Here is a 25,956-nt window from a genome sequence, read left to right on the forward strand (position 1 = left end):
GTCCAAGAGTATCTCCTCCACCTCGAGTGGAGCGGCGCATCGACGCCGCAAGAAAACCGCGCACGCGATAGCGTTATGTTTCGTGCATGCGCGGTATGGCGATGATTCAGCGGCCGAGTCCGGCCATCATCATGTACTTGAGTTCCGTGTATTCATCGAGTCCGTACTTGGAACCTTCGCGGCCCAGTCCCGACTGCTTCACGCCGCCGAACGGCGCGACTTCCGTCGAGATGATGCCTTCGTTGATGCCGACCATGCCGCTCTCCAGCGCCTCCGCGACACGCCACGCGCGGCCCAGATCGCGCGTGTAGAAGTACGCGGAAAGGCCGTACGGCGTGTCGTTCGCGGCGGCGATGACGTCTTCTTCCGTCGCGAAGCGGAAGCACGCGGCGACCGGACCGAAGGTTTCCTCATCGGCGATGAGCATCGAAGGCGTGGCGTCCGCGAGCACCGTCGGCTCGTAGAACGTGCCGCCGAGCGCGTGCGGCTTGCCACCCGTCAGCACCTTCGCGCCTTTGCTCACGGCATCGGCGACATGGGCTTGCACCTTCGTCAGCGCGGCTTCGTTGATGAGCGGCCCCTGATCGAACTCGCCTTCGAGCCCGTTGCCGACGCGCAGCTTGTGCACCGCGCGCGTCAGCGTTTGCGTGAAGGCATCGTAGACGCCGTCCTGCACGTAGAAGCGGTTCACGCACACGCACGTCTGCCCGGTATTGCGGAACTTCGACGCGATCGCGCCTTGCACGGCGGCGTCGATATCGGCGTCGTCGAACACGATGAAGGGCGCGTTGCCGCCGAGTTCCAGCGACAGCTTCTTCAACGTATCCGCCGATTGCTTCGCGAGCAGCTTGCCGACGCGCGTCGAGCCGGTGAACGAGAGCTTGCGCACATCGGGCGATGCGGTCAGCGTCTCGCCGATGGCGACCGCATCGCCCGACACGACGTTGAACACGCCTGCCGGAATGCCTGCTTGCTCCGCGAGCACCGCCAGCGCGAGCGCGGACAGCGGCGTTTCCTCGGACGGCTTCAGCACCATCGTGCAGCCCGCGGCCAGCGCGGGACCGGCTTTGCGCGTGATCATCGCGAGCGGGAAATTCCACGGCGTGATGGCGGCGACGACGCCGACCGGCTCGCGCGTCACGACGATCTTCGCGTTCGGCTTCGGACTCGGGATGATGTCGCCGTAGCTGCGCTTCGCTTCTTCCGCGAACCATTCGAAGAAACTCGCCGCGTACGCGACTTCACCGAGCGCTTCGGCAAGCGGCTTGCCTTGTTCGCGAGTCAGCAGTTCGGCGAGCGTGTTGCGATTGGCGAGCATCAGTTCGCCCCAACGCTTCACGCGCGCGCTGCGTTCCTTCGCGGTCAGCGCGCGCCATGCGGGGAAGGCGCGCTTCGCGGCATCGATCGCCTGCTGCGCTTCGGCACGACCGCCGCGCGCGACGTTCGCGATGGACTCGCCCGTCGCCGGATTGCGCACGGGATACGTGCTCGCGCTTTCGCGCCATGTGCCGTCGATGTAGTGATTCGTCCGCATCAGATCGATCATGCCGCGCGCTCCATCGCTTGTTCGAACACGCCTTGCGCCGCACGCGCCTCGCGCGCGATGCGCCGCCCCGCCGTGTAGTCGTTGATGAGATCGCACGGCGTGTAGTTGCGCTCCAGCTCGTGCAGTTCGTCGTCGTCGAGCTTCGTGTCCAGCGCGGCGAGGGCGCTGTCGAATTGCGCCGGCGAATCCGCGCCGACGAGCATGGACGCAATCCCGGGACGGCTCAACACCCACGCCTGCGCGATCTGCGCGGCCGGCACGCCGCGCCGCGCCGCGACGCGCGCGACCGATGCCGCGATGTCCTGCGACGCGCGATCGCCATACATTTGCGCGGTGAAGAAATCGGTCTGGTTGCGCGTGGATTTCGCGTCGGATGTGAGCAGGCCGCGCGCGAGCGGACTGAACACGGACACGCCGACGCCCTGATCGATGCAGTACGGAATCATCTCGCGCTCTTCCTCGCGATACGCGACGTTCAACTGCAACTGCATGTTGATCGGCTTGTGCCAGCCGTGGCGCTCGCACGCCTGCATGATCTTGGCGAACTGCCACGTATACATCGTCGATACGCCGATGTAACGCGCCTTGCCCGCGCGCACGATGTCGTCGAGCGCGTGCATCGTTTCTTCGACGGGCGTGTTCACGTCGAAGTAATGCAGCATGTAGATATCGACGTAGTCCATGCCGAGACGCTTCAGGGAGCCGTCGATGCCGTCCATGATGTGCTTGCGCGAGTGGCCGCCCGCGTTCGGATGGCTCGCCATGTCGTAGCCGACCTTCGTCGTCACGACGACTTCCTCGCGCGCAACGAGCCGCTTCAGAATGCGGCCGACGACTTCCTCGCCGACGCCCGTCGAATAGAAATCCGCCAGGTCGATGAAGTTCACGCCGTGGTCGAGCGCGTGCTTCACGATCGGCTCGCTTTGCGCTTCATCGAAAATCCACGGCTTCCATTGCGGCGTGCCCATGTTCATCGTGCCGAGGCACAGGCGCGAAACCTTCAGGCCGGACTGGCCGAGACGCACATATTCCATTGTCGAAAACTCCTTACTTCTTCGGCGTGTAGAACGGATTCGACACATCGCGCGCGGCCTTGAACACGGCTTCCTTGCGCGGCAGGCCTTCCATCGCGGCGATGATCGCGTTACGGCACGCGCGATAGTTGTTCTCGAATACGGCGTCGAGATCGTCGGTTTTCGGATTGACCCAGTTCGCCGACACGACGACCCAGTCGTTCTCCGCTTCCGGCGGCAGCGTGCCGTTTTCGAGCGATTCGGCGACCGCCTTCGCGATGCCCGCCTGCGATGCGCCCCACGTCGCGTTGCCGTGGAAATCGCCGTCGATCTGCGCCTTGTTGACATAGAGCGTGAGCGGCTTGGTCGGCACGCCCGGCTGCGCGATCACGACGAACGGCGCGTGCCCGGCGGACGGCGTCGCGAGCGCGGTCGCGAAAGCCTGACCGGCCGGGCCGTTGCGCGGGCCGACCAGCACGTTGATGTGCGCGAGATTGACGCCCGGCCCTTCGAAGCCTTCGCCGATGAACAGATTCTTTTCCATTGACTCCTTCCTTGTGTCCGCGTGATGTGTGCAGTTCAACCACCGTTGCGGTGGATGTGAGGCATTCTGCGGCGGGCGTCGCGCGGGGAGGAATCGACGATTTTTGAGGACCGGATTGATGAAAGCTCAACTCGGGAATCACCCGTAGGCGGGATAAGCGTCCCATAAGCTTCCAGCGCCCAAAATGTGAGTTTGTTCTGAATGCGGATTATTCCGGCGTGAGCGCGCCGCCGGGTCCGCTGACGCACATGTCTTCCATCGATCGCATCTCCCCGCTTCCCGTCACCGATGTCGCGTGGCGCTACTACGATCTCGCCAAATCGCGCGTGCAGATCCACGAACCGCCCGCGCCCGGCGAAGTCTTTCTGTGGCTGGTGCCGAGCGAATTCCGCTTCGCATCGGCATCGAATATCGGGAACTGGCTCAGTCCCGCCGAACGAAAACGCACGCGGCTGCATCCGAATTCCGCGCTCGGGCGGCGCTTTTCCGTCGCGCGCGCGACGCTGCGGCTCGTGCTTTCGCACATGTTCCATTGCGAGCCACACGAAGTGGGCGTCGAGGACGAACCGGACGATCGCATCGTCGTGACGCATCCGCATGACGACGGCCCGGTTCACGTCGATGTCGCGTATTCGGGCATCTGGATCGTGGTCGCGGTGGCATCGGCGAGAATAGGGCTTGGCTTGACGGTCGAATCGACGGGCGCGCATGACGCTGCCGCCAGACAATCGATGTGGGACGAAGCGGCGCGCATCGGCAAGTCGCGTGCGCAGCGCGGCGACACAGACGCCGACACAGACGCCGACTGGCACGGACTCACCTTGCCGATGCCCGGCGGCATCTGCGGCGTGCTCGTCCTGGACAAGCCCGTCGCGCGCGTGCAGGCGTTCGGCTGGGAACGGCCGCTCGAAGCGGAGGGCAACGCAGCCGCGTCCTGAGCCCGCGAGCGCCGTGTAATCACGGATCGGGATCGGGAGAAAACAGGACATCATGGAATACACGGCGCTCGCACAACGCCACGCGGCCGCGATCATCGCGATCGCGCTCTTCGCCGGCCCGGCGCTCGCAGCGGTCGCGTGGGCCTTCGCCGCGCGCGGACGGCGCGCTTCCGGCGCGGCCGTCGCGGTTACGGCGGGCATCGTCAGCGCGACGGGCGCGGCGGTGTTCATCGCCATCGCGACGCGCATCGCGCATGGCACAGCGTTTTCATCGGCGGATCAGCGCATGGTCGACGCTCTGCGCGACGGCACGCCCGCATTCGCCGCGCGAGGATTCGCCGCGCTCACGCATCTCGGCGATCCCTGGTTCCTCACGCTGCTGTCGGCGCTCATGTGCGCGTGGCTGCTGCTGACGCGGCGCTTCGGTCTCGCCGTCTATTTCGCCGCGGTCACGAGCGCGGGCGGCCTGCTCAATCAGGCGCTCAAGTCGATGATGCGCCGCGACCGTCCCACCGGCGCGACCGTGCCGTTGCCCGAAAGCTTCGCGTTCCCGAGCGGACATACGTTCGGCTCGATCGTCTGCTACGGCATGTGCGCCTATGTGCTGCTGCGCCTCGCGCCGACGCGCCGCGATCCGCTCATCGTCGCGCTCGCGTGCTTCATCGTGCTGACGATCGGCGTGAGCCGCGTGGTGATGGGCGTGCATTTTCCCGGCGATGTGGTCGGCGGTTTCGCGTCGGGCGGCGCGTGGCTCGCGGCGTGCATCGGCGCGGCGGAATTCGTGCGGCGACGTAGCCGGACGCTTTAGGATTAGTTCGATTGTTCCGCGCATCTGTAGACGTTAGTTTCAGACCTTTTGCGAGGCTGAAACGATGCTCGAATCGAAAGCGTATGGCGCGGTGGCCATGGCCCTGGTGCTGATCGGTCTGAACGGATGTTCGGCCTTCGTCAAGGATCCCGATCCGCAGGAATACATGAGCCGCGTAAAGGTCGGCATGACGCGCGCGGAAGTCGAGGACAGTCTCGGCCCGCCTGACGGAAACTGGGGACCGTGGCATTCGCTGTGCACCGAATACGCGTTCAAGAAGCACGGCACCGACCGCTGGTCCGTGTATTACAACAATCAGAATCGCGTGGTCTATACGGAGCACGCGGGCTGCAACGTCAAGCGGGCGAAGGAAGTCGGCCTGCGCTGAACGCCAGAAAAGACAAACCCCACGCGCCGTGGGGTTTGTCGTTTTATGAGCCTGAAATTCGACGCGTCAGTTCGCCGTCGGCCGCCATTTCAACAGACGCTGCTCGACCGCCGTCAGCAGATAATCCGCCGCGAGCGCGACGACCGCGAGCACGATCATCGCCGCGAACACGCCGCTCGCGTTGAACGCGCCCTGCGCGGTCGAGATCAGCAAGCCGATGCCCTGCTTCGATCCGAGAAACTCGCCGACGACCGCGCCGACCAGCGCGAAGCCGAAGCTGACGTGCAGGCTCGCGAGAATCCACGAAAGCGCCGACGGAATCACGACCGAGGTCGTCACCTGGCGTCGCGATGCGCCGAGAATCTGCGCGTTCGCGATCATGTAACGGTCGGCTTCGCGCACGCCCTGGAACGCGTTCGCGAACACGACGAAAAACACCATCACGACGGCGAGCGCGACCTTCGACGCCATGCCGAGACCCAGCGCGATCACGAACACCGAGCCGAGCACGACGCGCGGAATCGAATTGGCGATCTTGATGTAGATGCTGAACACATCCGACAGCAGCTTGTTGCGGCCCAACACGATGCCGCAGAAAATGCCGCCGGCCGAACCGATCAGAAAGCCGAGAATCGTCTCTTCGAGCGTCACCCAGACTTGCGTGAGCAGCGGTCCTTGCGACGTGCCGTCGACGAACCATTCGACGATCTGATCGAAGATCGCGGACGGCATCGAGAAGAAGAACGGATCGATCCAGTGCAGGCGCGCCGAGAGTTCCCAGCCGCCGAGCACGAACACGAGCACCGCGATACGCAGCCCGATGACGAGCGCATTGCGCTGCCTGATGCGCTTTTGCGCTTCGCGTTCGACTTGCGCGAGCGTGCCGGGATCGATGCCCGAGGGCATCGTTTGTTGAGGCGTGGACATAGTGATGTTCCTTTGAGGCGGGTTCAACCGATCTGCACTTCTTCGCGCAGGTCGTGCCAGATATCGCGCGAAATTTCGATGAAGCGCGGGTGATAGCGAATCTCCGACGTGATGCGAGGACGCGGCAGGTCGATCTCGTAGACCTTCTTGAGCGTCGCGGGGCGCGCGGTCAGCACGAACACGCGATCCGCGAGCGCGATCGCTTCTTCGAGATCGTGCGTGACGAACACGACCGAGCCCGCATTCGCCGACCAGAGCTGCAGCAATTCGTCCTGCATCAGCGTGCGCGTCTGCATGTCGAGCGCGGAGAACGGCTCGTCCATCAACAGGATTTCGGGCTTGTTGATGAACGTCTGCGCGAGCGCGACGCGCTTTCGCATGCCGCCCGACAACTGATGCGGATAGTGCTTGCCGAACTTGTCGAGACCGACGCGGCGCAGCCACGACTGCGCTTCGTCGTAAGCGGCGGACTTCGAGCGGCCGCGATACAGCGGGCCGGCTGCGACGTTGTCGAGCACCGAGCGCCAAGGAAACACGGCATCGGCCTGAAAGACGAAGCCGATGCGGGGATCGATGCCATCGACCGGCTGGCCCATCACGCGCACTTCGCCCGTCGTCGGCTTGAGCAGACCGGTAATCATGCTGAGCGTCGTGGATTTGCCGCAGCCGGTCGGCCCGACGATCGCGACGAATTCGCCCTTCGCGACCGACATGCTGAAATCGCGCAGCGCGACCGTCGCCTTGCCGTCCGGCGAGATGAAGCGGCACGATACATGGCGCAGTTCGATCGCGGGTTGATTCGATTGATTCATCGTGAAAGCCTCACTTCGACGCGGTCGCCGTGCCCGACACGTACTCGTTCGAATACGTGCGCGCGAGATCGATATGCTTGCCCTTCACCGACGGATTGAACGCGGCGAGCACCTTCAGAACGGTTTCGGGACCGTCGGCGGGCATCTTGCCGTCCTTCGTGAACATCGGCAGCGAGGCTTTCAGCGCGCCCACGTACAGGTCCTTGTTCTTCGCGTAATAGTCCTTCGGCATCTTCTCGGTGATTTCTTCGGCGCTATGCGTCGCGATGAAATTCAGCGTCTTCGCAAACGCGCGCGCGAGCTTCGCGGCTTCGGGCTTGTGCGCCTCGGCCCACGCGCGCTGCACGTAGAAGCTCGACGCCGGATACGTGCCGCCGAGCGCGGCGCGCGTGCCTTCGAGCGTGCGCATGTCGACGAGCACCTTCGCCTCGCCGGTCTTGAGCAACTGCGAGACGGTCGGCTCGGTCGTCATGCCCGCATCGATGCGCTCCTGCTTGATCGCTGCGATGAAGCTCGCGTCCGCGCCCACCGGCAGCAGCGTGTATTCCTTCGACGTGACGCCCGCGCGCTGCGCGAGATACTGCGTCAGAAAGCTCGTCGACGAGCCGAGGCCGGTCACGCCGAGCGTCTTGCCTTTCACGTCGGCCATGCTCTTGATCTTGTCGGCCTGCTTCGTCGAGACCAATTCGACTTCGCCCGGCACCTGACCGAAGATCACGAGCGCCTGGACTTCCTTGCCCTTGCTTTGCAGATCGATGGTGTGATCGTAGAAGCCGACGACGCCTTGCACCGCGCCGGCCAGCAATTCGTTCTCGGCATCGACGCCCGCGGGTTGCGACAGGATCTCGACGTCGAGCCCTTCGTCCTTGAAATAGCCGAGTTGCTCGGTGAGCTTCGCGGGCAGATAGATGATCTTGGTTGCGCCGCCGACCATGATCGAAATCTTTTCGGCGTGAGCGGATACGGAAGCGGCGGCGAGGGCGAAAGCGATACCGGACACAGCAGCGATCTGGCGCAGAGTACGCATCAGGAGTCTCCTTAATGTGGGCCGTGAAGTTGGGAATGGCCCGCTTTTTCAGTTGTGCGGCGATTATAGGAACGCGAAACCTTCTGCCAGCTTTCTGCGACGATGCGAAATCATGGGTGTTAACCCGATGCTTCATCGTTCGTCGAAGCCAATACAATCGCGCCACCATGAAACTGCTGTTGATCGAAGACAATCCGACGCTTTCGCTCTGGCTCGCGAAGATGCTGGAACAGGAGTCGTTCACGCTCGAAACCGTGCAGGATGGCGAATCCGCCGATCAGCTCCTGCGCGCAAATCTGTACGACGTCGTGTTGCTCGACCTGAACCTTCCGCGTCTTTCCGGCAAGAACGTGCTGCGCCGCATGCGTCAACGCGGCGACGCAACGCCGGTGATGATCCTCACGGCGAGCGGTTCCATCGACGAGAAGGTGGAGTTGCTCGGCGCGGGCGCGGACGATTACCTGGTGAAGCCTTTCGAAGTGCGAGAGCTCGTCGCGCGCGTGAAGGTGATGATCCGGCGGCGCAGTTCGTCGACGGCGAACGAGGTGTCGTGCGGCGATCTCGTGTTCGATATCGACACGCGCCAGTTCACGCTCAAAGGCGCGCCGCTCAACGTGACGCCGCGCGAACGCAGCGTGCTCGAAGCGCTGATCCTGCGTCTCGGCAAGACGGTGTCGAAGGCGTCGCTGCTCGATACGATCTTCACGCACGAAGACAGCCCGAGCGAAGACGCGCTCGAAATCTACGTCTCGCGGCTGCGCAAGAAGCTCGATGGCAGTTCGGCGGCGATCGTCACGCTGCGTGGTCTCGGCTATCTGCTGCGCAAAAAGGACGATGACCAATAGCCTGCGCGTCCGTCTTCTATGGTGGCTGCTCGTGCCGCTCGCGATCTACGTGTTCGTGACAGGCAAAGCCGCCTACGACAACGCGCGCCACACCGCCGATCTCGTGCAGGAGAACACGCTGCTTGCATCGGCGCGGATGATCGCGGGCGAGGTCGAATGGTCGGACGGACGCTTGCTCGTCGATATTCCGCCGGCCGCGCTCGAAGTGTTCGCGTCGCCGCAGGGCGATCAGGTGTTCTACAACGTGAGCGTCGACGATGGCCGTCTGCTCGCTGGCGTGCCCGATTTCCCGACGCGCGACGCCGCCGGCCACGACGCGCCCGATTACTACGACGCCGATCTCCACGGCAAACCGATACGCGCCGTCGGCTTCGTGCGCCAGATGTACGACAACGGCGCGATTCGCCGCGTGCTGGTGTCGGTCGGCAAGACGCAGGCTTCGCGCGATGCGATGGTGCGCGAGCTATGGCGTCCGCAGCTCGTGCGGCAGATCGAGATGGTGTTGCTGGCCGTGGCGCTCGCCTGCATCGGACTGACGTTCGAGCTGCGGCCGCTTCTGAAGGTGAAGAAAGAAGTGATGGACCGCGATCCGATGCAGCTCGAGCCGCTGCGCGTGGAGCGCTTGCATACGGAGTTGCGGCCGATCGTCGATGCGATCAATCAGTGCATCGCGCGGCTCGGGCTTCAGGTCGCGGCGCAGCGGCGTTTCATCGCGGATGCGGCGCATCAGTTGCGCACGCCGCTCACGCTGCTGGAGACGCAATTGCAGTTCGCGCGGCAGCATCGCGCGATGGAGCCGTCGCTGAATGAAACGCTCGCGGCGATGCAGCGAAGCAATCGTTCGATGGTCGGTCTCACCAACAAGCTGTTGCTGCTCGCGCAGGCCGAAGCCGCGGACTACGCGCAACTCGCGCGGCAGAAGGTGGATCTTGCCGCCATCGCGCAGGACGTGATCGAGGATCTGGCGATGTTCGCGCAGAAGCGCGAGATCGATCTCGGCGCGGAGCTGGTTGAATCGGCGTGGATCATCGGCCATGAAGGATTGTTGTCGGCGCTCGTGTACAACGTCGTCGAGAATGCGATTCGCTATACGCAGCCGGGCGGGCACGTGACCGTTGCCGTCATGCGCGATGCGCAACGCGTGACGCTCACCGTCATCGACGATGGCCCCGGTATTCCCGCCGAAGCGCGCAGTCGCGTGTTCGAGCCGTTTTATCGCGCATCGGCGGATACGGAAGGAACCGGCCTCGGACTCGCGATTGCGAAGGAGATCGTGCAGGCGCATCGCGGGCAGATCGTGCTGGCGCAGCGCGAGCATCCGGATCGTGGGGTGGTCGTGACGGTGCGCTTCACGCATCTTTCGTAAATGCTATGGAATGACCAAACGAATTTCACCGCTGCTTTGAAAATATACTTCTCGTTTGCAGCGAAACTATCGCAGCGGAGAAGAACATGAGACGGATCGGCGCGTGCCTATTCGCATTATTGTTAGCAATGCTGCTTGGCGCATGCGGCGGAGGCGACGGCGCATCCGATGCCGTGAATGCATCCGCGAAAGATGCCCAGATGAATGGGACGAACAAGGGTTTCGCATTATCGACGGTCATCTGGAAGCAGTTTCCGATCAACGTGTGCTGGGATCTGAGCAACGCCGATTTCGCGATGTACGCCAATCAACGCAGTTGGAGTCAGCTCGCGGTTCAGCAAAGCTGGGAGGCGCATTCGGGCGTCGTATTCGCGGGATGGCAGCAATGCACCAACGCGCCGAACTATTACGGCATTCGAATATCGGTCGAGGATAGCGCCAAGACGGGACCGCATACGCAAGGTCTGGGAACGCAGATCAACAATGTCGCCGGCGGCATGGTCTTCAACTTCACGTTCAGAAACTGGAGTACGAGTTGCATCGGACGCGAGGAGTATTGTGTTCGCGCCATCGCCGCGCACGAGTTCGGTCATGCGCTGGGATTCGCGCATGAGCAGAATCGGCCGGACACGCCATCGACGACATGCAAGGAGCCCGCGCAAGGCACTTACGGCGACACGATGATCGGCGCGTGGGATCTGGCGTCGATCATGAATTACTGCAATCCGCAATGGAACGGTAACGGACAATTGAGCGCGACGGATATCGCGATGGCGCAGATGTTTTATGGGGCACCGGCCGTCACGCAGACCGTCGCGGCGCAGACGGCGCGCTGAAAGCCGACGGGTCGCCAGAAAATCCGGCGGTTTGCGGGCTTCGATTTTGGATCCAAAATCCTTGATTCAATTTTGACATGGGCGCACAATCACCCCCACGCCGCACCCAACGCTGCCGACGGAGCCCCCATGACCGACCGAGCCAATGCCGTTGCGAACCCCTATGCCGCGAGCGACAGCCCGCGGGTCTCATCGAAAACCAGCCGTGCAGTCACCGCCGCCGTCGTCGGCAATATCCTCGAATGGTTCGATTTCGGCACGTACGCGTTCCTCGCGACCGTCATCGCCAAAGTGATGTTCCCCACCGGCGACGACTTCGCCGCCATGCTCGGCACATTCGGCGCATTCGGCCTGGGCTTCGCGGCGCGTCCGCTCGGCGCGATCATCTTCGGCTGGCTCGGCGACAAGAAAGGCCGCAAGTGGACGCTCACCTTCGTCATGCCGCTCATGGCCGCCGCGACGCTCTTCATGGCGCTGCTGCCGTCGTATGCGGCCATCGGCATATGGGCGCCGATCCTGCTCGTCGCGGCGCGCATGCTGCAAGGCATTTCCGTCGGCGGCGAGCTGGGCAACGCGGTCGCGTTTCTCGTCGAATGGGCGCCGCCGAACAAGCGCGGCTTCTACGGCAGCTTCCAGCAATGCAGCACCCTCGGCGGCATGCTGCTCGGCTCGGGCGCGGCCGCGCTCATGACGACGCTGCTCTCGCCTCAAGCGATGCTCGATTGGGGCTGGCGCGTGCCGTTCATCATCGGTGCGATCGTGATCGGGCCGATCGGCTGGATCATCAGAAAGCGCAGCGAGGAGACGCCCGCGTATCAAAGCGCAAGCGACGAAGCGCCGAAGACCAAAGGCCGCGCGCCCGCGCTGCTCGGTCTGCAGGCGTGCGGGCTCGTGATCGTGTGGACGGTCTCGCTCTACGTGCTGCTCAACTATCTGCCGTCGTTCACGACGAAATACGTCGGCATGCATCCGTCGACGGCGCTTTGGCTCAACACGGCGGGCCTCATCGCGATGACCGCGTCGATTCCGTTCTGGGGCGCGGCGTCGGATCGCTTCGGCCGCAAGCCGATCTATGCGATCGGCTGCATCGCGTTTCTCGTGCTGCCGTATCCGATCTTTCACTTGATGCTCACGTACAAGTCGGCGGCGATCGTCGGCGCGGTGCAGGTGCTGGGCGGCGTCGTCATCGGCATATTTTCGGGTGTGGGGCCGGCCGTGCTCTCCGAACTTTTCCCGACGAAAATCCGCACGACGTGGATGTCGATCGGCTACGGCATCGCCAACGCGGTGTTCGGCGGTTTCGCGCCGATGATCTCCATCGCGCTCATCAAGGCAACCGGCTCGCCGCTTTCGCCCGCGTATTTCGTGATGCTCGCGGCGTTGCTTTCGACGATCACGGTCGCCACCATCAAGGAGACGGCGCACGCGCCGCTGCAATAAACATGCGCTGGAATCGCACGCTCACCGTAGTGAACTGCCACGCCGAAGGCGAAGTCGGCAATGTCGTGACCGGCGGCGTCTTCGACGTGCCCGGCGCCACGATGTTCGACAAGATGATGCACCTCGAAGAAGTGCGCGACGACTTGCGGCGCATCTGCATCTTCGAGCCGCGCGGCTCGGCGAATCAGACCGTCAACTTCATCTTGCCCGCGACCGATCCGCGCGCGCAGATGGGCTACGTGATCGCGGAATCGACCGAATATCCGGCGATGTCCGGCTCGAACACGATGTGCGTCGCGACCGTGCTGCTCGAAACCGGCATCTTGCCGATGACCGAGCCCGTCACCGAACTCGTGCTCGAAGCGCCCGCGGGCCTCATCCATCTGCGCTGCTCGTGCGCGAACGGCAAGGTCACGAAGGTCGAGTTCACGAACCAGCCCGCGTTCGCGAATCATCTCGACAAGACGATCGAGGTCGAAGGCATCGGCAGTTTGACCGTCGATGTCGGCTATGGCGGCATGACGTATGTGATCGTCGATGCGGAGAAACTCGGCTTTCGCATCACGCCCGATGAAGCGCGCGAACTGTGCGAGCTGGGGCAAGTCATCAAGGCCGCGGCGGGGGCGCAGTTGCCTTCGCCGCATCCGCTCAATCCGCTCATCAAGGGCATCACGATGACCGAGTTCGTCGGCCCGATTTCGCGCGAGAACGGCGTGCTGAAATCGCGCAACACGGTGATCGTGTCGCCGGGACGCTGCGATCGTTCGCCGTGCGGCACGGGCACGTCCGCGCGGCTCGCCGTCATGCACGCGAAAGGGCTGATCGATGTCGGCGAGACGTTTCTGCACGAGTCGATCATCGGATCGGTGTTCGAAAGCCGCATCGAGTCCACGACGCGTCTAGGCGATGTTCCCGCCGTCGTGCCCGTCGTCGCGGGACAGGCGTGGATCACGGCGATCTCGCAGGTCGGCGTCGATCCGACCGATTGCTTCCAGACCGGCTTCACGCTCGCCGACACATGGTGCGAAGCCGTCGACGACAAGCTCATCAAATCGCGCGTGAGTTCGCAACGTGGCGAGTGAAGACATGACGGACGTCATCGTGATCGGCGCGGGCATCGTAGGACTCGCATGCGCGTGGGCCGCGCTGCGCGAGGGCGCGCGCGTGACGCTCGTCGATCGCGATTTCGAAGGCGATCGCGCATCGCACGGCAATGCGGGCGGCATCGCGGTGACGGAGAGCACGCCGATCGTCGTGCACGGCATGTTCACGAAGGCCGCGAAATGGCTGATGGACCCGCTCGGGCCGCTCGCGCTCGACTGGAAGCATGTGCCGAAGGCGCTGCCGTGGTTCATGGCGTTTCGCCGCGCGAGCGAGCCGGCGCGCTTTCGGGCGATCTCGCATGCGCTTTCGCTGCTCAACAACCGCGTCTACGACGACATCCTGCCGATGTTCGACGATATCGGCGCAAGCGCGATGCTGTATCGGCGGGGCGCGCTCACGGTCTATGAAACCGATGCAGCCTTCGCCGCCGATCAGCCCGAATGGTCCTTCAAGCGCGAACTCGGCGCGCGCTGGCACGCGTTGAGCGCGCAGCAAGTGCGCGAATGCGAGCCGTCGCTCGCGCCGGTCTTCAGGCATGGCGTGTTCCTCGACGACTGGTCGCATATCGGCGATCCGCGCCGCATCGTCACGCTATTGCGCGAGCGCGTGCGTGCGCTCGGCGCGCGCTTCGTGACGGGCATCGCGCGCGCCATCGACGCGCCGGAATCCGTCGTGCTCGACGACGGCACGCGCGTCAACGGACGACGCATCGTGATCGCGGCGGGCGCATGGTCGGCGGCGCTCGCGAGGTCGATCGGCGATAGCGTGTTGCTCGAAAGCGAACGCGGCTACAACGCGACGCTGCCAAAGCACGGCGTCGCACTGACGCGCGAAGTGATCTTCGCGGAGCGCAAGTTCGTTGCGACGCCGCTCGATATTGGCTTGCGCATCGGCGGCGCGGCGGAGTTCGCGGGCATCGACGCGCCGCCGAACTATCGTCGCAGCGACGCGTTGCTCGAACTGGGCAAGCGCTTCATCGAAGGCATCGACGATACGGACGCCGTGAAATGGATGGGCCATCGCCCCGCGACGCCCGACTCGCTGCCGGTGATCGGCGCATCGCCGCGCATGCCGTCGGTCGTCCATGCATTCGGGCACGGTCATCTCGGCCTCACGCAATCGGCGACGACCGCCGCGCTCGTCGCCGATGTACTCGCGGGACGCACGCCGCGCGTGCCGCTCACGCCTTACTCGATCGCACGTTTCTAGATTGGAGGAGCAAACATGCAAGTGAACTGGAAAGGCGTATTCCCCGCCGTGACGACGAAGCTCAAGCAGGACGGCTCGCTCGATCGTGACGCTATCGTGAACGGCCTGAACCGTCTGATCGACAACGGCGTCCGCGGCGTCGTGATGATGGGCATGGTCGGCGAGAACGCGCAGCTCACGCCCGAGGAAAAGCGCACGGTGCTGAAGATCGCGGTCGAAACCGTGAACGGGCGCGTGCCTGTGATCTCGGGACTGGCGGAACTGAACACGGCCAACGCGATGCAGTTCGCGAAAGACGCGGAAGCCATCGGCGTGCAAGGGCTGATGGTGTTTCCGGGCCTCACGTATCGATCGGACGATCGCGAGACCGTCGAATACTATCGGTCGATTGCGCGCTCGACGAAGCTCGGGCTCATGATCTACAACAATCCGCGCGGCTATGGCGTCGACATGCGGCCGGACTTGCTCGCGCAACTCGCGGATGAACCCAACGTCGTCGCGATCAAGGAAGAGACCTACGACACGACGCGCGTCACCGATCTCTACGCGCGCTTCGGCGACCGCTTCGTCGTGTTCTGCGGCGTCGACGATCTGATCGTGGAATCCGTCGCGCTCGGCGTGAAGGGCTGGGTTTCCGGCATGGCCAACGCGATGCCGAAGGAATCCGTCGATCTGCTGAATTACGCGGTCAACGGCGAATACGACAAGGCGCGCGCGCTCTATCGCGCGTTGATCGACTTGTTCCATCTCGACACGCACGTCAAGCTCGTGCAGTACATCAAGCTCGCGGAGAACATCACGGCGGGTTATCCGGAGTACGTGAAAGCGCCGCGCCTCTTGCTCGAAGGCGCGGAACGGCAGCGGACCATCGAGATCGTCGAGAAGGCGATCGCCAACGTGCGGGCGCTCGCGCAATGAAATCGACGTTCTTCTGCATCGACGGACACACATGCGGCAATCCGGTGCGCGTCGTCGCGGGCGGCGCGCCGCCGCTCGAAGGCGCGAACATGATCGAACGGCGCGCGCACTTCCTGCGCGAGTTCGACTGGATACGCACCGCGCTCATGTTCGAGCCGCGCGGCCACGAAGTGATGTCCGGCAGCATTCTCTATCCGCCGACGCGCGCCGACTGCGATCTCGCGATTCTCTTCATCGAAGTGAGCGGATGCCTGCCGATGTGCGGGCACGGCACCATCGGCACGGTGACGACGGCCATCGAAAACGGACTCGTGCGGCCGCGCGAGCCGGGCGTGCTGCGGCTCGACACGCCCGCCGGTCTCGTGATCGCGCGTTACAGGATGAACGGCGAGCATGTCGATTCGGTGCAGCTCGTCAACGTGCCTTCGTTTCTGCATTCGCAAGACTTGTCCGTCGACGTCGAGGGCCTGGGCGAGATTCGTTTCGATGTCGCGTGTGGCGGCAACTTCTACGCGATCGTCGAGCCGCAGCGCGACTACGAAGGGCTGCACGCGCTGAAGCCATCGGACATTCAGCGTCTGAGTCCGATCCTGCGTCAGAAGGCGAACGAAAAGTACGCGTTCGTGCATCCGGAAAACGATGCGATACGCGGCCTCAGTCACGTCATGTGGACGGGCGAGCCGACGGTGGAAGGCGCGAGCGCGCGCAACGCGGTGTTCTACGGCGACAAAGCCATCGACCGCTCGCCGTGCGGCACGGGCACGTCGGCGCGCATGGCGCAGCGTGTCGCGAAAGGGCAGTTGAAGATCGGCGAGCGCTTCGTGCATGAAAGCATCATCGGCACCTTGTTCGAAGGCGTGCCGATGGAAGCGGCGCGCGTCGGCGAATACGATGCGATCGTGCCGGCCATCGAAGGATGGGCGCGCGTGACGGGCCACAACACGATTTTCGTCGATGACCGCGATCCGCTCGCGCACGGATTCCTGCTGAAATAACGGAGAAAACGCATGCTGATTCTGAAGAACGCCCGCGTGCTCGACGCCGACCACGAACGCGACGACGGCCGCTATTCCATCGTCATCGACGGCGATGCGATCCGCGAAGTCACGCGCGAACCGGTCGAGGCGAGCGGCGCGCAAGTGATCGATGTCGGCGGCAAGACGGTGATGCCCGGCATGATCGATTGCCATGTGCATGTCATTGCATCGGTCGCGCATCTCGGCAACAACAGCCGTCTGCCGAACACGTTCGCCGTGCTGCGCGCCGTGCCGATCCTCGCGGGCATGCTCGATCGCGGCTTCACGACCGTGCGCGATGCGGGCGGCGCGGACTATGCGCTGTCGCGCGCGATCGAAGACGGCGTGATCGCGGGGCCGCGCTTGTTCGTCGCGGGCAAGGCGCTTTCGCAGACGGGCGGCCACGGCGATTTTCGCGAGCGCTTCGACAACGCCGATCCGGACCCGTGCGGCTGCAATCGCAACATGGGCGCGATCGGGCGCGTGGTCGACGGCGTCGACGAAATGCGCAAGGCCGTGCGCGAGGAGATGCGCGCGGGTGCGAATCACATCAAGATCATGGGATCGGGCGGCGTGGCTTCGCCGACCGATCCCATCGGCAATCTGCAATTCTCCGTCGACGAAGTGAAGGCCGCCGTCGAAGAAGCGGAATCGCATCAGACGTATGTGATGGCGCATGCGTACACCGCGAAGGCGATTGCGCGTGTCGTGAAGCTCGGCGTGCGCACGATCGAGCACGGCAATCTGATCGATGAAGATGCCGCGCGCGTGATGGCCGAACACGGCGCCTACGCGGTGCCGACGCTCGTCACCTATGACGCGATGTCAAAGGTCGGCGCGCAAATGGGCCTCGCGCAAGACACGCTCGACAAGAATGAATCGGTGCGCAAGCGCGGTCTCGAAGCGCTCGCGATGCTGCACGAACGCGGCGTGAAGATCGGCCTCGGGAGCGATCTGTTCGGCGACATGCATCAGTATCAAAGCGATGAGTTGTCGATACGCGCGAATATCGTCGGCGCGTTCGAGGCGATTCGTCAGGCGACGGCCATCGGCGCGGAGATCGTCAACATGAAGGGCAAGCTCGGCGTCGTCGCGGCGGGCGCGTACGCGGATTTGCTCGTCGTCGATGGCGATCCGCTGAAGGATATTCGCGTGCTGACAGGGCAGGGCGAGCGCATCGCGGGCGTGATGAAAAACGGTGCGTGGGTACGCGAGAAGTTGCTGTGAACACGCGTGTTACGATGCCGCACCTTCACGCCTAAGCCGATAAAACATGTCTCCGGTCGCCGCCAAATCCCTTCGAAAAGAGAGCGACTCCACGCACAGGATCGTGCGCACGACGACGGTCGAACTCGTCACGACCGCGATCCGGCAACGCATTCTGTCGGGCGATCTCGCGCCGGGCGAAGTGCTGCGCCAGGAAGCGCTCGCCGATGAACTCGGCGTGAGCCGCGTGCCGATCCGCGAAGCGATCACGCGGCTTACCGGAGAAGGGTTGCTGACGAAGGTGCCGCACAAGGGCGCGTATGTCGCGGAGCTGTCGATCGAAGAAGTGCAGGAGACGTTCGAAATCCGCATTCGGCTGGAGCCGTGGCTCTTTTCGCAGGCGATCCCGCATATTACCGATGCCGAGATCGCGAAAGCCGAGAAGCTCGTCGCCGAAATGGATACCGCCGATTCGGGCGTCTGGGGCCAGTTGAACTGGCGTCTGCACGAGACGCTTTATCTGCCGGCGCGGCGCGACATCACATTGCAGATGCTGCGCGTGCTGCACGATCGCAGCGACCGCTATTTCCGCTTTCAGGTGGTGCAGGTGCCGATCCGCGAGCAGTCGCACGAAGAGCACATGAACCTGATAGACGCATGCAAGAAGCGCGATGCGAAGCTCGGCGCGAAGCTGCTGGAACAGCACGTCAAGACGGCGGCGCAGCAGATCATCTCGGTCGTGGAGACGATCATGTCGCGTCAGGGTTGAGGACGAGCCGCACGCTCGCCGCATCGCGCGCATCGATTTCGATGTGAGCATCGCCGGCGGCGGCGATGTGCGCGAACGCGGTTTCATCGACCATCACGACGGGCACGTTCGACGCATAGAGTTCGTTCGCGACGATCGCGCCGATCGACAGAATCAGATCGCGCTCCGCGAGCACGATGCCCGCGGGCCCGGTGCCGTTGCGCAACGCTTCGGCGAGCACGCTGCTGCTCGAACTCGATCCGCGCGCACGCGGCATCACGAGAATGCGCGACGCGAGACTTTGGCCGTGACCGGGATGCGTCGCATCGACGATCAGGCCGCGCTCAGCGTCGTAACCGCCCCAGAAGCTGAGCGGCGGCAACGCGATTCCCGACGCGCGCGCGTGGCCCGGAACGAGCGTGACGGCCTCAAACGTGTTCATCGATGCACACCTTTCCTTCGAACGCCGATCGCACGCATTCGCTCATGCTCCCGAACGCGACCGTCACGCCGATATTCGCCGGCGCGTAATGCGCCCATTTGCCCGAGTTGGTCATCACGAGGCCGCTCACCTGCTTCATCACCGGCGTGATGTACGTACAGGTATCGACGACGATCTGCACGCCGCGTGCCGCGAGCTTCTGCGCAATGCCTTCTTCCTCGAGTTGCCACAGCACGAAGCGGCTCGTGTTCACGTAGATATCGCAGCGCGGCGCGCCGTCGTGACGCCCCATGAGCGCGGCAAGCGTGCGAAATTCATCGACGGAAAAGTGCGGCGTGCCGAGGCTCACCGCGGCGAGCGCATCGCCGGGTTTCGCGTGCGACCAACGCGCGCGCACGTCGTGAAGATCGGCTGCGCTGACGGCAATCGTGCGTTCTGGCGCGCGGTCCTGAAGCGCGGCATCGAGCGTGGCGGCTTCCGGCGTGATGCCGACCGCATGGAACAGCGCCACCGATCCGCTCGATGCCGCCGCCGCGCCGAGCGCTTTGAGTTCGTCTTCGGTGGTGTCGCCGGGCAGGCCGGTGATCGCGGCGACCGTCGCGCCGGCAATGCCGCCGAGCAGAAAGCCGAGCGCGGCGAAATCGGCATCGCGATGCGGCGACGCGCGCAGATCGGGCGCGGCGATCACGATGCGCGCCGCGCGATTCGCCGTCACATGCAGGCCCGCGTCCGGCACGCGCGCGGTGATGGCGGCGGCGAGATCGAGGAAATCGCCGTAACGGCTCGTGCGCGCGCCGAGCACGGAGTTCGCGAAAACGATCGCATTCGATTCGGCCCACGCGATCTGATCGCCCAGCTTCGGACGATGCTTCAATTGATACGGCGCGCAGGTGAAGCTGGCTTCGCATCCGAGCTCGAGATGCGCCTGCATGAGCCGCTTGCCCGCGCTCGCGATACCGGCGTCGCCGCGAAAGAGTTCCGGGTGAATGAGATCGAGCGAGCCGACATTGAGCGTGGTCGGCACGGCGACCTTCGCGCCGCTCGCGACGAAGCGCTCGACGAAATCGAGACTCGCCGCGCCGTGATACAGACAGCCGTCGATATGCGCGCCCGAGATATCGATGAGCGCATCGGCATCCATGACGCGCGCCGTCGCCGCGACGATACGCATCGCGAGCGCGAGGCCATCGCCGAAATCGCCGTTGAGCATGGCGGTGTCGCGTGGGGAAAGTGTGAGCATCGGATTCGCTGACGCAGCGCGGAGGGATGTCAGCGCAGTCTACCCGAAGCGGGTGGCGCGGCGCGTTCGCGCGTCTGGCCTACTGGCAACATTGCAAAACTTCTAAATGCGGAGGCGGGCAGTCATGGGCGTATTGAGCGGGATAAAGGTTCTGGAATTCGAGGCGATCGGTCCTGCGCCGTTCGGCTGCATGTTGCTCGCCGATATGGGCGCGGACGTGTTGCGTATCGATCGGGCCGTCGCGCCCGGCGATCTCGGTCCGAAGGTCAGCGGCAAGCACAAGAATCTGACAGGGCGCGGCCGGCGCTCGGTCACGCTCGATCTGAAAAAGCGCGAATCGGCCGATGCCGCGCTCGAACTGATGTCGAAGGCGGATGTCGTCATCGAAGGATTCCGTCCGGGCACGATGGAGCGTCTCGGCCTCGGCCCGGACGCCGCGCTCGCGCGCAATTCGAAGCTCGTCTACGGACGCATGACCGGTTGGGGACAGACGGGGCCGCTCGCGCAAAGCGCCGGGCACGATCTGAACTACGTCGCGTTGTCGGGCGTGCTGTCGGGAATCGGCCGCGCGGGCGAAGCGCCGGTGCCGCCGCTCAATCTCGTCGGCGATTATGGCGGCGGCGGCATGCTGCTCGCGCTCGGCGTCGTGGCGGCGCTTCTCAACGTGCAGCGCGGCGGCGCGGGTCAGGTCGTCGATGCCGCGATGATCGAAGGCGCCGCGCAACTCGGCACGACCGTCTGGGGCTTGATCGCATCGGGCAACTGGCGCGAGACGCGCGAAAGCAATCTGCTCGATGGCGGCACGCCGTGGTACGACAGCTATCGCACCCGCGACGGGCATTACATGTCGGTCGGTGCAGTGGAGGCGCGCTTCTATGCGGAACTGCTGCAGAAGCTCGGGCTCGCCGATGCGGGTTTGCCAGCGCAGCACGATCGCGCCGGATGGCCCGTGCTGAAGGCGCGGTTCACGGCGGCTTTTGCCGAGCGCACGCGCGACGAATGGTGCCGCGTGTTCGATGGCAGCGATGCGTGCGTCGCGCCCGTGCTCGGCTTCTCGGAAGCGCCGGCGCACGCGCATCATCGGGCGCGCGGAAGCTTCGTCGAGTTCGATGGCGTCGTACAGCCCGCGCCCGCGCCGCGCTTTTCCGCGACGCCATCCGCGATCTCGCGCCCCGCGCCGCAACGCGGCGAAGGCGGGCGCGATGCACTTCGGGATTGGGGGTTGAACGACGCGGAACTGACGCGTTTGCGCGCGAGCGGATTGGGATTCAACGCGGAAGATTGATCGGCGGGACGAGCGGCCGCGTGGAGCGCGGCCGCTGTGGCAGGATTACCTTTGTCCGAATCGCCGGACGAAGCAATAGAAAATCCACGGATGAATCTTCAGCATCGCCATGACGATCGACAGTTTCGGCCGACTGTCCGAATACATGCCGAGCAAATGCGCCATGCGCAACTTTTCTGACACGCTGCGCAAAATCGGCTTCGCGGAACCGTAAGTCGGCGCCTTCATCGCCGCCTGAAACGCAATCGTGCGATACGCATAGATGTACTTCAACCGGAACAGCAGACGCCGGTAATTCGGTATAGGCATCGACGCCGTGAGTCTCTCCACGCGATCGACAATCGCAAAGAGATCCACGATCTTCGGATTGAAACGCGTCGAAATTCCCGCTTCCCGATACATATACGCGTACAAGGTATCGGGCATCAGCCGCACGATTTTCGACTTCCCGAGCGTCTGGACCGAGACGACGATATCCTCGTAAATCAGTCCGGTCGGATGTTCCACGGCGAGAAAAATCGAACGGCGCACGAGTTTGTTGCAGCAATACGCCTGCAAGGACAAATCGAGGATTTTCTCGACCGCCTGCACGCCGCTGATAACGGCGTCGCCCGTCTCGATGCGGTAATTGACCTTGCCATCCGGCGTCAGATTCTCGGCGGCGAAGACCACGACGTCTGCATTGTGCTTGTCGGCTTCCTGGATGACACGGCGAATGGTGTCGTGATGAATGTGATCGTCACTGTCGACGCACAAAACGTATTCGCCACGCGCCGCCATTGCGGCGATTTTGCGGGTTTCGGCCAGTCCTTTGTTCTTGAGATTCTTGATGAGTTTCCACGATATTCTGTTTTGCTTTTCCAGAATGCGTGAAGTCATTTCGCCGGATCGATCAGGACTGCTGTCGTCGACGGCAATAATCTCAAAGTCGGTGGAGGTTTGTGACAATAGCGAGTCGAGGCATTCTTCAATGTACGGCTCGACTTTGTACACGGGCAGCAGGACACTGATTTTTGGCGGTGCTTGCATGTATTGTCAGTCCCAGCTTCGAGACCTTTTTCAGTAGAACGGCTTAGGGATTCTACTTGGTGCATCGCATGCACGCATCAGGGTCATTGACTATTGCCAAACCGGTGCATGGTTCAATTCAGCAGATTTTCCCTGTTATATCTTGTTTCAACAAGAACTTAATACTTCAGTTCTCCTGCTATTCACGAATTAATGACCGGGCTGACGCGAAGGCGGTCAATTATGGACTTCGAAAACTTATCGCGTTCCCATGGCGATAAAAAGCAAAAAGGCACGTTCGGCTCTATCCGAACGTGCCAAAGAGAAGCAGCCACTCCAAGGAAAATCGATCGCTCTACTGCAAGTTGCCCGCAACCGCCACCGTCTGGCCGGTAATGTAATTCGACTCGGGCGAGCAGAACAGATAAACGCCGCCCGCGGCTTCTTCCGGCGTGCCGCCACGACCGAGCGGATTGCGCTGTGCGTGCGTCTTCAGCATGTCGGCGTTCAGGCCGACACGGATGTCGCGCCCGTCGATCTTCACGGTCTGCGCCTGCTCCGTGCTCACGGTCATGCGCGTATGGATGAGCCCGAAAGCCACGGCGTTGACGTTCACGTTGAAGCGGCCCCATTCGCGCGCCAGCGCGCGCGTCATCCCGATCACGCCCGCTTTCGCCGACGAGTAGTTCATCTGACCGGCGTTACCGTTCAGCGCGGACGTCGACGAAATGTTCACGATCTTGCGGTAATTGTCGCGTCCGGCTTCCTTGTCGGCGGCGTGCAGCGCCTTGATGTGCGGATACGCGGCGCGCAGGATGCGAAACGGCGCGGTCAGATGGCAATCGAGCACCGCGTACCATTGCTCGTCGGTCATCTTCTGCACGACGTCGTCCCAGGTGAAACCGGCGTTATTCACGATGATGTCGATGCCCTTGAACGAATTCATCGCCGTGCCGATGAACCGGTCCGCAAAATCCGGCGCGGATACGTTACCGACACACGCCACCGCTTCCGTGCCTTGCTTGCGCAGCAGTTCCACGGTTTCCTGCGCGGGTTCGGCATCGAGATCGTTGATGACGAGGCGCGCGCCTTCGCTCGCGAGCTTCATCGCGATCGCCTGACCGATGCCGCGTCCCGAGCCGGTTACCAATGCCACTTTGCCTTCGAGCTTTCCCATGATGTCTTCCTGATGATTGAAGTCAGAGCGCGATCACCGCGTCGCCGAGCACGCGCGGTTCGCCATATTGATTGACGGTCTGGATCTCGAGCCGCACGCGGCGTTCGCCGTCGGCTTCGAATTTTTCGGTGACCTTGCCCGTGCACGTCACGACATGCCCGAGCTGCGTGATGCCGACAAAGCGCACGCCGAACGCACGAAGCTGCCGTTGCTCCACCCACGACGTCAACAGCCGGCCGAGCCAGGCCATCGACAACATGCCGTGCGCGAACACGTCCGGCACGCGGGCGCGCCGCGCATAGTCGGTGTCGATGTGAATGGCGTTGTGATCGCCCGATGCGCCCGCGAACAGCGCGAGCATCGTGCGGTCGACGGGCGGAAGGGTGAGCGGCGGCAAGCTGTCGCCGATCTGGATCGAATCGAAATTGATGGTGCTCATTCGCATTTCCCCGCTTATCGCTGAACGACGACGCTGCGCAGATCGGCAACGTGCTCGCCGCGCTGGTTCGTGACACGCGTCTCGCGCACGATGAACCACAGCGCGCCGTTCTTCTTGTCGTAGATATCGGCGATGCGGCTCTCGAAGCGCAGCACGTCGCCCGCATACGCCATGCGGTGATACGTGAACGACTGCTCGCCGTGGAGAATGCGCGACGAGACGATGCCGATCGCCTCGCGCCACGCCGTCGACGGCTGCTCGAATTCGAGCGAGAACAGGAACGTCGGCGGCAGCGGCAGCGCCGGATAACCGGCGTCGTGAGCGGCGGCTTCGTCGAAGTAGACCGGATTGGTTTCGCCGATCGCCTTCGCGAAGAAGCGCAGACGCCACGCGTCCGCCGTCGCGGAATAGACCGGCAACTTCATGCCGATGTGTTGTTTGTCGATCGCCATTACGCAGTCTTCTTGTAGATGGTGACGACGCCCGCGCCGCCCAGCCCGAGGTTGTGCTGCAATGCGATCTTCGCGTCCTTGACCTGACGGTCGCCGGCCGTGCCGCGCAACTGATGCGTCAGCTCGTAGCATTGCGCGAGACCCGTCGCGCCGAGCGGATGCCCCTTGGAAAGCAGGCCGCCCGACGGATTCGTCACCCATTTGCCGCCGTAGGTGTTGTCGCCATCCATGACGAGGCGCTCGCCTTCGCCTTCCTTGCACAGGCCGAGTCCTTCGTAGGTCAGCAGTTCGTTCTGCGCGAAGCAGTCGTGCAGCTCGATCACGTCGATGTCTTCGGGACCGACGCCCGCCTGCTCGTATGCCTGCTGCGCCGCGTTGCGCGTGATGTCGAAGCCGACGACGCGGATCATGTCGCGCGCTTCGTACGTGCTCGGCAGATCGGTGGCGAGCGACTGGCCGGCGATCAGCACGTCGGTGCGCAGGCCGTGCTTGCGCGCGAAGGCCTCCGACACGACGATCGCCGCCGCGCCGCCGCATGTCGGCGGGCAGGCCATCAGGCGCGTGAGCACGCCTTCCCAGAGCATCGGCGCGTTCATCACGTCTTCGGTCGTCACGACGTTGCGGAACACCGCGAGCGGATTGCGTGCCGCGTGCTCGCTCGCCTTCGCGCGAATGCGGGCGAACGTTTCGAGCTTCGTGCCGTACTTGCGCATGTGCGCCTGGCCCGCGCCCGCGAACTGGCGAATCGCCGTGGGCACTTCCGTGTTGTCGACGAGTTCGTTCGTCAGGCTGATCGCACGCTCGAGCGCCGCCGCGCGATCCGGCCATTTCGGCAGCAGCGGTCCCGGCTGCATGAATTCGAAGCCGAAGGCGAGCGCGCAATCGACCGCGCCGCTTTCCACGGCCTGGCGCGCAAGCCAGAGCGCCGACGAACCCGTCGCGCAGTTGTTGTTGACGTTGATGACCGGAATGCCCGTCATGCCGACGCGATAAAGCGCTTTCTGGCCGCACGTCGAATCGCCGTACACATAACCCGCGTAAGCCTGCTGGATGGCCTTGAAGTCGAGGCCGGCGTCGGCGAGCGCATCGCGGATCGCGATTTCGCCCATCACGTCGTACGTCTCGCTTGCACCCGGCTTCTTGAACGGAATCATTCCCACGCCCGCGACATACACCTTGCGACTCATGTGCTTCTCCTTCAGTGATTGAGGATTCGATGGAT

General features: G+C 63.6%; 27 protein-coding genes and 1 pseudogene. 14 read left to right on the forward strand and 14 right to left on the reverse strand.

Going from position 1 to position 25,956, the window contains the following annotated elements; all coding sequences use genetic code 11:
• Positions 1-106: 106 nt before the first annotated feature.
• From QCE49_RS19535 to fae, 3 genes are read right to left on the reverse strand one after another with little or no spacing between them, the layout of a single operon-like run.
• Entirely contained in the window at positions 107-1,546 is a 1,440-nt protein-coding gene (locus QCE49_RS19535; protein WP_008347278.1) for an NAD-dependent succinate-semialdehyde dehydrogenase, read from the reverse strand.
• Entirely contained in the window at positions 1,543-2,580 is a 1,038-nt protein-coding gene (locus tag QCE49_RS19540; protein WP_008347280.1) for an aldo/keto reductase, read from the reverse strand. The genes QCE49_RS19535 and QCE49_RS19540 overlap by 4 nt, the downstream gene beginning before the upstream one ends.
• A 13-nt stretch (positions 2,581-2,593) precedes the next feature.
• A complete protein-coding gene (fae, locus tag QCE49_RS19545) occupies positions 2,594-3,103 on the reverse strand; it encodes a formaldehyde-activating enzyme (RefSeq protein ID WP_008347281.1) in 510 nt (169 codons plus the stop codon).
• 248 nt (positions 3,104-3,351) lie between these two features.
• On the opposite strand from fae, the gene QCE49_RS19550 reads away from it, so the two are divergent.
• From QCE49_RS19550 to QCE49_RS19560, 3 genes are all read left to right on the forward strand, one after another.
• On the forward strand, positions 3,352-4,041 hold the full coding sequence (locus tag QCE49_RS19550) for a hypothetical protein (protein ID WP_250441164.1): 690 nt from the start codon (positions 3,352-3,354) through the stop codon (positions 4,039-4,041).
• A 52-nt stretch (positions 4,042-4,093) separates the two neighbouring features.
• Positions 4,094-4,849, forward strand: coding sequence for a phosphatase PAP2 family protein (locus QCE49_RS19555; RefSeq protein ID WP_008347285.1), 756 nt, complete (start codon positions 4,094-4,096; stop codon positions 4,847-4,849).
• Between the two features lie 64 nt (positions 4,850-4,913).
• On the forward strand, positions 4,914-5,237 hold the full coding sequence (locus QCE49_RS19560) for an outer membrane protein assembly factor BamE (RefSeq protein ID WP_008347287.1): 324 nt from the start codon (positions 4,914-4,916) through the stop codon (positions 5,235-5,237).
• Between the two features lie 66 nt (positions 5,238-5,303).
• Here QCE49_RS19560 and QCE49_RS19565 read toward each other — a convergent pair whose 3' ends face one another.
• Genes QCE49_RS19565 through QCE49_RS19575 form a run of 3 tightly spaced genes read right to left on the reverse strand, consistent with a single transcriptional unit; the run spans position 5,304 to position 8,003 of the window.
• Positions 5,304-6,164 carry an ABC transporter permease gene (locus QCE49_RS19565; RefSeq protein ID WP_008347288.1) on the reverse strand — a complete coding sequence of 287 codons (861 nt, stop codon included), beginning with the start codon at positions 6,162-6,164 and terminating at the stop codon, positions 5,304-5,306.
• 23 nt (positions 6,165-6,187) lie between these two features.
• Entirely contained in the window at positions 6,188-6,976 is a 789-nt protein-coding gene (locus tag QCE49_RS19570; protein WP_008347290.1) for an ABC transporter ATP-binding protein, read from the reverse strand.
• A gap of 10 nt (positions 6,977-6,986) precedes the next feature.
• Positions 6,987-8,003 carry an ABC transporter substrate-binding protein gene (locus QCE49_RS19575; protein WP_008347292.1) on the reverse strand — a complete coding sequence of 339 codons (1,017 nt, stop codon included), beginning with the start codon at positions 8,001-8,003 and terminating at the stop codon, positions 6,987-6,989.
• Between the two features lie 167 nt (positions 8,004-8,170).
• Between QCE49_RS19575 and QCE49_RS19580 the strand changes: the two genes are divergently transcribed.
• The 10 genes from QCE49_RS19580 to QCE49_RS19625 all read left to right on the forward strand — a co-directional run bounded on the left by QCE49_RS19580 (position 8,171) and on the right by QCE49_RS19625 (position 18,712).
• Entirely contained in the window at positions 8,171-8,848 is a 678-nt protein-coding gene (locus QCE49_RS19580; RefSeq protein ID WP_008347294.1) for a response regulator transcription factor, read from the forward strand.
• Complete coding sequence (locus QCE49_RS19585; RefSeq protein WP_008347296.1) at positions 8,838-10,214, forward strand: sensor histidine kinase; 1,377 nt, start codon at positions 8,838-8,840, stop codon at positions 10,212-10,214. The genes QCE49_RS19580 and QCE49_RS19585 overlap by 11 nt, the downstream gene beginning before the upstream one ends.
• A gap of 200 nt (positions 10,215-10,414) precedes the next feature.
• Positions 10,415-11,050 (forward strand): M12 family metallopeptidase, encoded by a 636-nt coding sequence (locus QCE49_RS19590; RefSeq protein ID WP_250458072.1) that lies wholly within the window; start codon positions 10,415-10,417, stop codon positions 11,048-11,050.
• A gap of 129 nt (positions 11,051-11,179) precedes the next feature.
• Positions 11,180-12,490, forward strand: coding sequence for an MFS transporter (locus QCE49_RS19595; RefSeq protein WP_008347300.1), 1,311 nt, complete (start codon positions 11,180-11,182; stop codon positions 12,488-12,490).
• A gap of 2 nt (positions 12,491-12,492) precedes the next feature.
• Entirely contained in the window at positions 12,493-13,572 is a 1,080-nt protein-coding gene (locus QCE49_RS19600) for a proline racemase family protein (RefSeq protein ID WP_250458071.1), read from the forward strand.
• Between the two features lie 4 nt (positions 13,573-13,576).
• Positions 13,577-14,803, forward strand: a complete 1,227-nt coding sequence (locus QCE49_RS19605; protein WP_250458070.1) for an FAD-binding oxidoreductase — start codon at positions 13,577-13,579, stop codon at positions 14,801-14,803.
• A 15-nt stretch (positions 14,804-14,818) separates the two neighbouring features.
• Positions 14,819-15,721, forward strand: a complete 903-nt coding sequence (locus QCE49_RS19610; RefSeq protein ID WP_250458069.1) for a dihydrodipicolinate synthase family protein — start codon at positions 14,819-14,821, stop codon at positions 15,719-15,721.
• A complete protein-coding gene (locus QCE49_RS19615) occupies positions 15,718-16,716 on the forward strand; it encodes a 4-hydroxyproline epimerase (RefSeq protein WP_250458068.1) in 999 nt (332 codons plus the stop codon). Before QCE49_RS19610 ends, QCE49_RS19615 begins: the two co-directional genes overlap by 4 nt.
• A gap of 12 nt (positions 16,717-16,728) precedes the next feature.
• Positions 16,729-17,964: an amidohydrolase family protein gene (locus QCE49_RS19620; protein WP_250458067.1), complete on the forward strand. Its 1,236-nt coding sequence runs from the start codon at positions 16,729-16,731 to the stop codon at positions 17,962-17,964.
• A 46-nt stretch (positions 17,965-18,010) separates the two neighbouring features.
• A complete protein-coding gene (locus tag QCE49_RS19625) occupies positions 18,011-18,712 on the forward strand; it encodes a GntR family transcriptional regulator (protein ID WP_175982040.1) in 702 nt (233 codons plus the stop codon).
• On the opposite strand, the gene QCE49_RS19630 is transcribed toward QCE49_RS19625, so the two are convergent.
• Positions 18,693-19,133 (reverse strand): aconitase X swivel domain-containing protein, encoded by a 441-nt coding sequence (locus tag QCE49_RS19630; protein WP_250458066.1) that lies wholly within the window; start codon positions 19,131-19,133, stop codon positions 18,693-18,695. The genes QCE49_RS19625 and QCE49_RS19630 overlap by 20 nt on opposite strands.
• The gene (locus QCE49_RS19635) at positions 19,120-20,373 is read right to left on the reverse strand and encodes an aconitase X catalytic domain-containing protein (RefSeq protein ID WP_250458065.1); all 1,254 of its coding nucleotides are present in this window, start codon (positions 20,371-20,373) and stop codon (positions 19,120-19,122) included. Before QCE49_RS19635 ends, QCE49_RS19630 begins: the two co-directional genes overlap by 14 nt.
• Positions 20,374-20,497: 124 nt before the next feature.
• Here QCE49_RS19635 and QCE49_RS19640 point away from each other — a divergent pair, with 124 nt between their 5' ends.
• Positions 20,498-21,658, forward strand: a complete 1,161-nt coding sequence (locus QCE49_RS19640; protein WP_175982038.1) for a CaiB/BaiF CoA-transferase family protein — start codon at positions 20,498-20,500, stop codon at positions 21,656-21,658.
• Positions 21,659-21,703: 45 nt separating this feature from the next.
• On the opposite strand, the gene QCE49_RS19645 is transcribed toward QCE49_RS19640, so the two are convergent.
• From QCE49_RS19645 to QCE49_RS19670, 6 genes and pseudogenes are all read right to left on the reverse strand, one after another.
• Positions 21,704-22,165, reverse strand: coding sequence for a hypothetical protein (locus tag QCE49_RS19645; protein WP_244256264.1), 462 nt, complete (start codon positions 22,163-22,165; stop codon positions 21,704-21,706).
• Between the two features lie 72 nt (positions 22,166-22,237).
• Positions 22,238-22,687, reverse strand: a pseudogene (locus tag QCE49_RS19650) (glycosyltransferase family 2 protein); the annotation flags it as partial.
• A 334-nt stretch (positions 22,688-23,021) separates the two neighbouring features.
• Positions 23,022-23,843: an SDR family NAD(P)-dependent oxidoreductase gene (locus tag QCE49_RS19655; protein ID WP_008347316.1), complete on the reverse strand. Its 822-nt coding sequence runs from the start codon at positions 23,841-23,843 to the stop codon at positions 23,022-23,024.
• Between the two features lie 22 nt (positions 23,844-23,865).
• Complete coding sequence (locus QCE49_RS19660) at positions 23,866-24,282, reverse strand: MaoC family dehydratase (protein ID WP_008347317.1); 417 nt, start codon at positions 24,280-24,282, stop codon at positions 23,866-23,868.
• Positions 24,283-24,296: 14 nt separating this feature from the next.
• The gene (locus QCE49_RS19665; RefSeq protein ID WP_008347319.1) at positions 24,297-24,734 is read right to left on the reverse strand and encodes a MaoC family dehydratase N-terminal domain-containing protein; all 438 of its coding nucleotides are present in this window, start codon (positions 24,732-24,734) and stop codon (positions 24,297-24,299) included.
• Positions 24,734-25,921, reverse strand: coding sequence for a lipid-transfer protein (locus QCE49_RS19670; protein ID WP_008347320.1), 1,188 nt, complete (start codon positions 25,919-25,921; stop codon positions 24,734-24,736). The genes QCE49_RS19665 and QCE49_RS19670 overlap by 1 nt, the downstream gene beginning before the upstream one ends.
• Positions 25,922-25,956 lie beyond the last annotated feature (35 nt).

Source organism: Caballeronia sp. LZ008, assembly GCF_031451435.1.
Classification (GTDB): domain Bacteria; phylum Pseudomonadota; class Gammaproteobacteria; order Burkholderiales; family Burkholderiaceae; genus Caballeronia; species Caballeronia zhejiangensis.

What these genes read in the sequence shown, in the direction of transcription:
- QCE49_RS19655 (WP_008347316.1), bottom strand. Translation starts at nt 23,843, where the DNA reads ATGGGAAAGCTCGAAGGCAAAGTGGCATTGGTAACCGGCTCGGGACGC.
- QCE49_RS19625 (WP_175982040.1), top strand. Translation starts at nt 18,011, where the DNA reads ATGTCTCCGGTCGCCGCCAAATCCCTTCGAAAAGAGAGCGACTCCACG.
- QCE49_RS19630 (WP_250458066.1), bottom strand. Translation starts at nt 19,133, where the DNA reads ATGAACACGTTTGAGGCCGTCACGCTCGTTCCGGGCCACGCGCGCGCG.
- QCE49_RS19635 (WP_250458065.1), bottom strand. Translation starts at nt 20,373, where the DNA reads ATGCTCACACTTTCCCCACGCGACACCGCCATGCTCAACGGCGATTTC.
- QCE49_RS19610 (WP_250458069.1), top strand. Translation starts at nt 14,819, where the DNA reads ATGCAAGTGAACTGGAAAGGCGTATTCCCCGCCGTGACGACGAAGCTC.
- QCE49_RS19615 (WP_250458068.1), top strand. Translation starts at nt 15,718, where the DNA reads ATGAAATCGACGTTCTTCTGCATCGACGGACACACATGCGGCAATCCG.
- QCE49_RS19565 (WP_008347288.1), bottom strand. Translation starts at nt 6,164, where the DNA reads ATGTCCACGCCTCAACAAACGATGCCCTCGGGCATCGATCCCGGCACG.
- QCE49_RS19660 (WP_008347317.1), bottom strand. Translation starts at nt 24,282, where the DNA reads ATGAGCACCATCAATTTCGATTCGATCCAGATCGGCGACAGCTTGCCG.
- QCE49_RS19580 (WP_008347294.1), top strand. Translation starts at nt 8,171, where the DNA reads ATGAAACTGCTGTTGATCGAAGACAATCCGACGCTTTCGCTCTGGCTC.
- QCE49_RS19600 (WP_250458071.1), top strand. Translation starts at nt 12,493, where the DNA reads ATGCGCTGGAATCGCACGCTCACCGTAGTGAACTGCCACGCCGAAGGC.
- fae (WP_008347281.1), bottom strand. Translation starts at nt 3,103, where the DNA reads ATGGAAAAGAATCTGTTCATCGGCGAAGGCTTCGAAGGGCCGGGCGTC.
- QCE49_RS19585 (WP_008347296.1), top strand. Translation starts at nt 8,838, where the DNA reads ATGACCAATAGCCTGCGCGTCCGTCTTCTATGGTGGCTGCTCGTGCCG.
- QCE49_RS19670 (WP_008347320.1), bottom strand. Translation starts at nt 25,921, where the DNA reads ATGAGTCGCAAGGTGTATGTCGCGGGCGTGGGAATGATTCCGTTCAAG.
- QCE49_RS19590 (WP_250458072.1), top strand. Translation starts at nt 10,415, where the DNA reads ATGAATGGGACGAACAAGGGTTTCGCATTATCGACGGTCATCTGGAAG.
- QCE49_RS19570 (WP_008347290.1), bottom strand. Translation starts at nt 6,976, where the DNA reads ATGAATCAATCGAATCAACCCGCGATCGAACTGCGCCATGTATCGTGC.
- QCE49_RS19555 (WP_008347285.1), top strand. Translation starts at nt 4,094, where the DNA reads ATGGAATACACGGCGCTCGCACAACGCCACGCGGCCGCGATCATCGCG.
- QCE49_RS19595 (WP_008347300.1), top strand. Translation starts at nt 11,180, where the DNA reads ATGACCGACCGAGCCAATGCCGTTGCGAACCCCTATGCCGCGAGCGAC.
- QCE49_RS19620 (WP_250458067.1), top strand. Translation starts at nt 16,729, where the DNA reads ATGCTGATTCTGAAGAACGCCCGCGTGCTCGACGCCGACCACGAACGC.
- QCE49_RS19540 (WP_008347280.1), bottom strand. Translation starts at nt 2,580, where the DNA reads ATGGAATATGTGCGTCTCGGCCAGTCCGGCCTGAAGGTTTCGCGCCTG.
- QCE49_RS19665 (WP_008347319.1), bottom strand. Translation starts at nt 24,734, where the DNA reads ATGGCGATCGACAAACAACACATCGGCATGAAGTTGCCGGTCTATTCC.
- QCE49_RS19535 (WP_008347278.1), bottom strand. Translation starts at nt 1,546, where the DNA reads ATGATCGATCTGATGCGGACGAATCACTACATCGACGGCACATGGCGC.
- QCE49_RS19575 (WP_008347292.1), bottom strand. Translation starts at nt 8,003, where the DNA reads ATGCGTACTCTGCGCCAGATCGCTGCTGTGTCCGGTATCGCTTTCGCC.
- QCE49_RS19605 (WP_250458070.1), top strand. Translation starts at nt 13,577, where the DNA reads ATGACGGACGTCATCGTGATCGGCGCGGGCATCGTAGGACTCGCATGC.
- QCE49_RS19550 (WP_250441164.1), top strand. Translation starts at nt 3,352, where the DNA reads ATGTCTTCCATCGATCGCATCTCCCCGCTTCCCGTCACCGATGTCGCG.
- QCE49_RS19640 (WP_175982038.1), top strand. Translation starts at nt 20,498, where the DNA reads ATGGGCGTATTGAGCGGGATAAAGGTTCTGGAATTCGAGGCGATCGGT.
- QCE49_RS19560 (WP_008347287.1), top strand. Translation starts at nt 4,914, where the DNA reads ATGCTCGAATCGAAAGCGTATGGCGCGGTGGCCATGGCCCTGGTGCTG.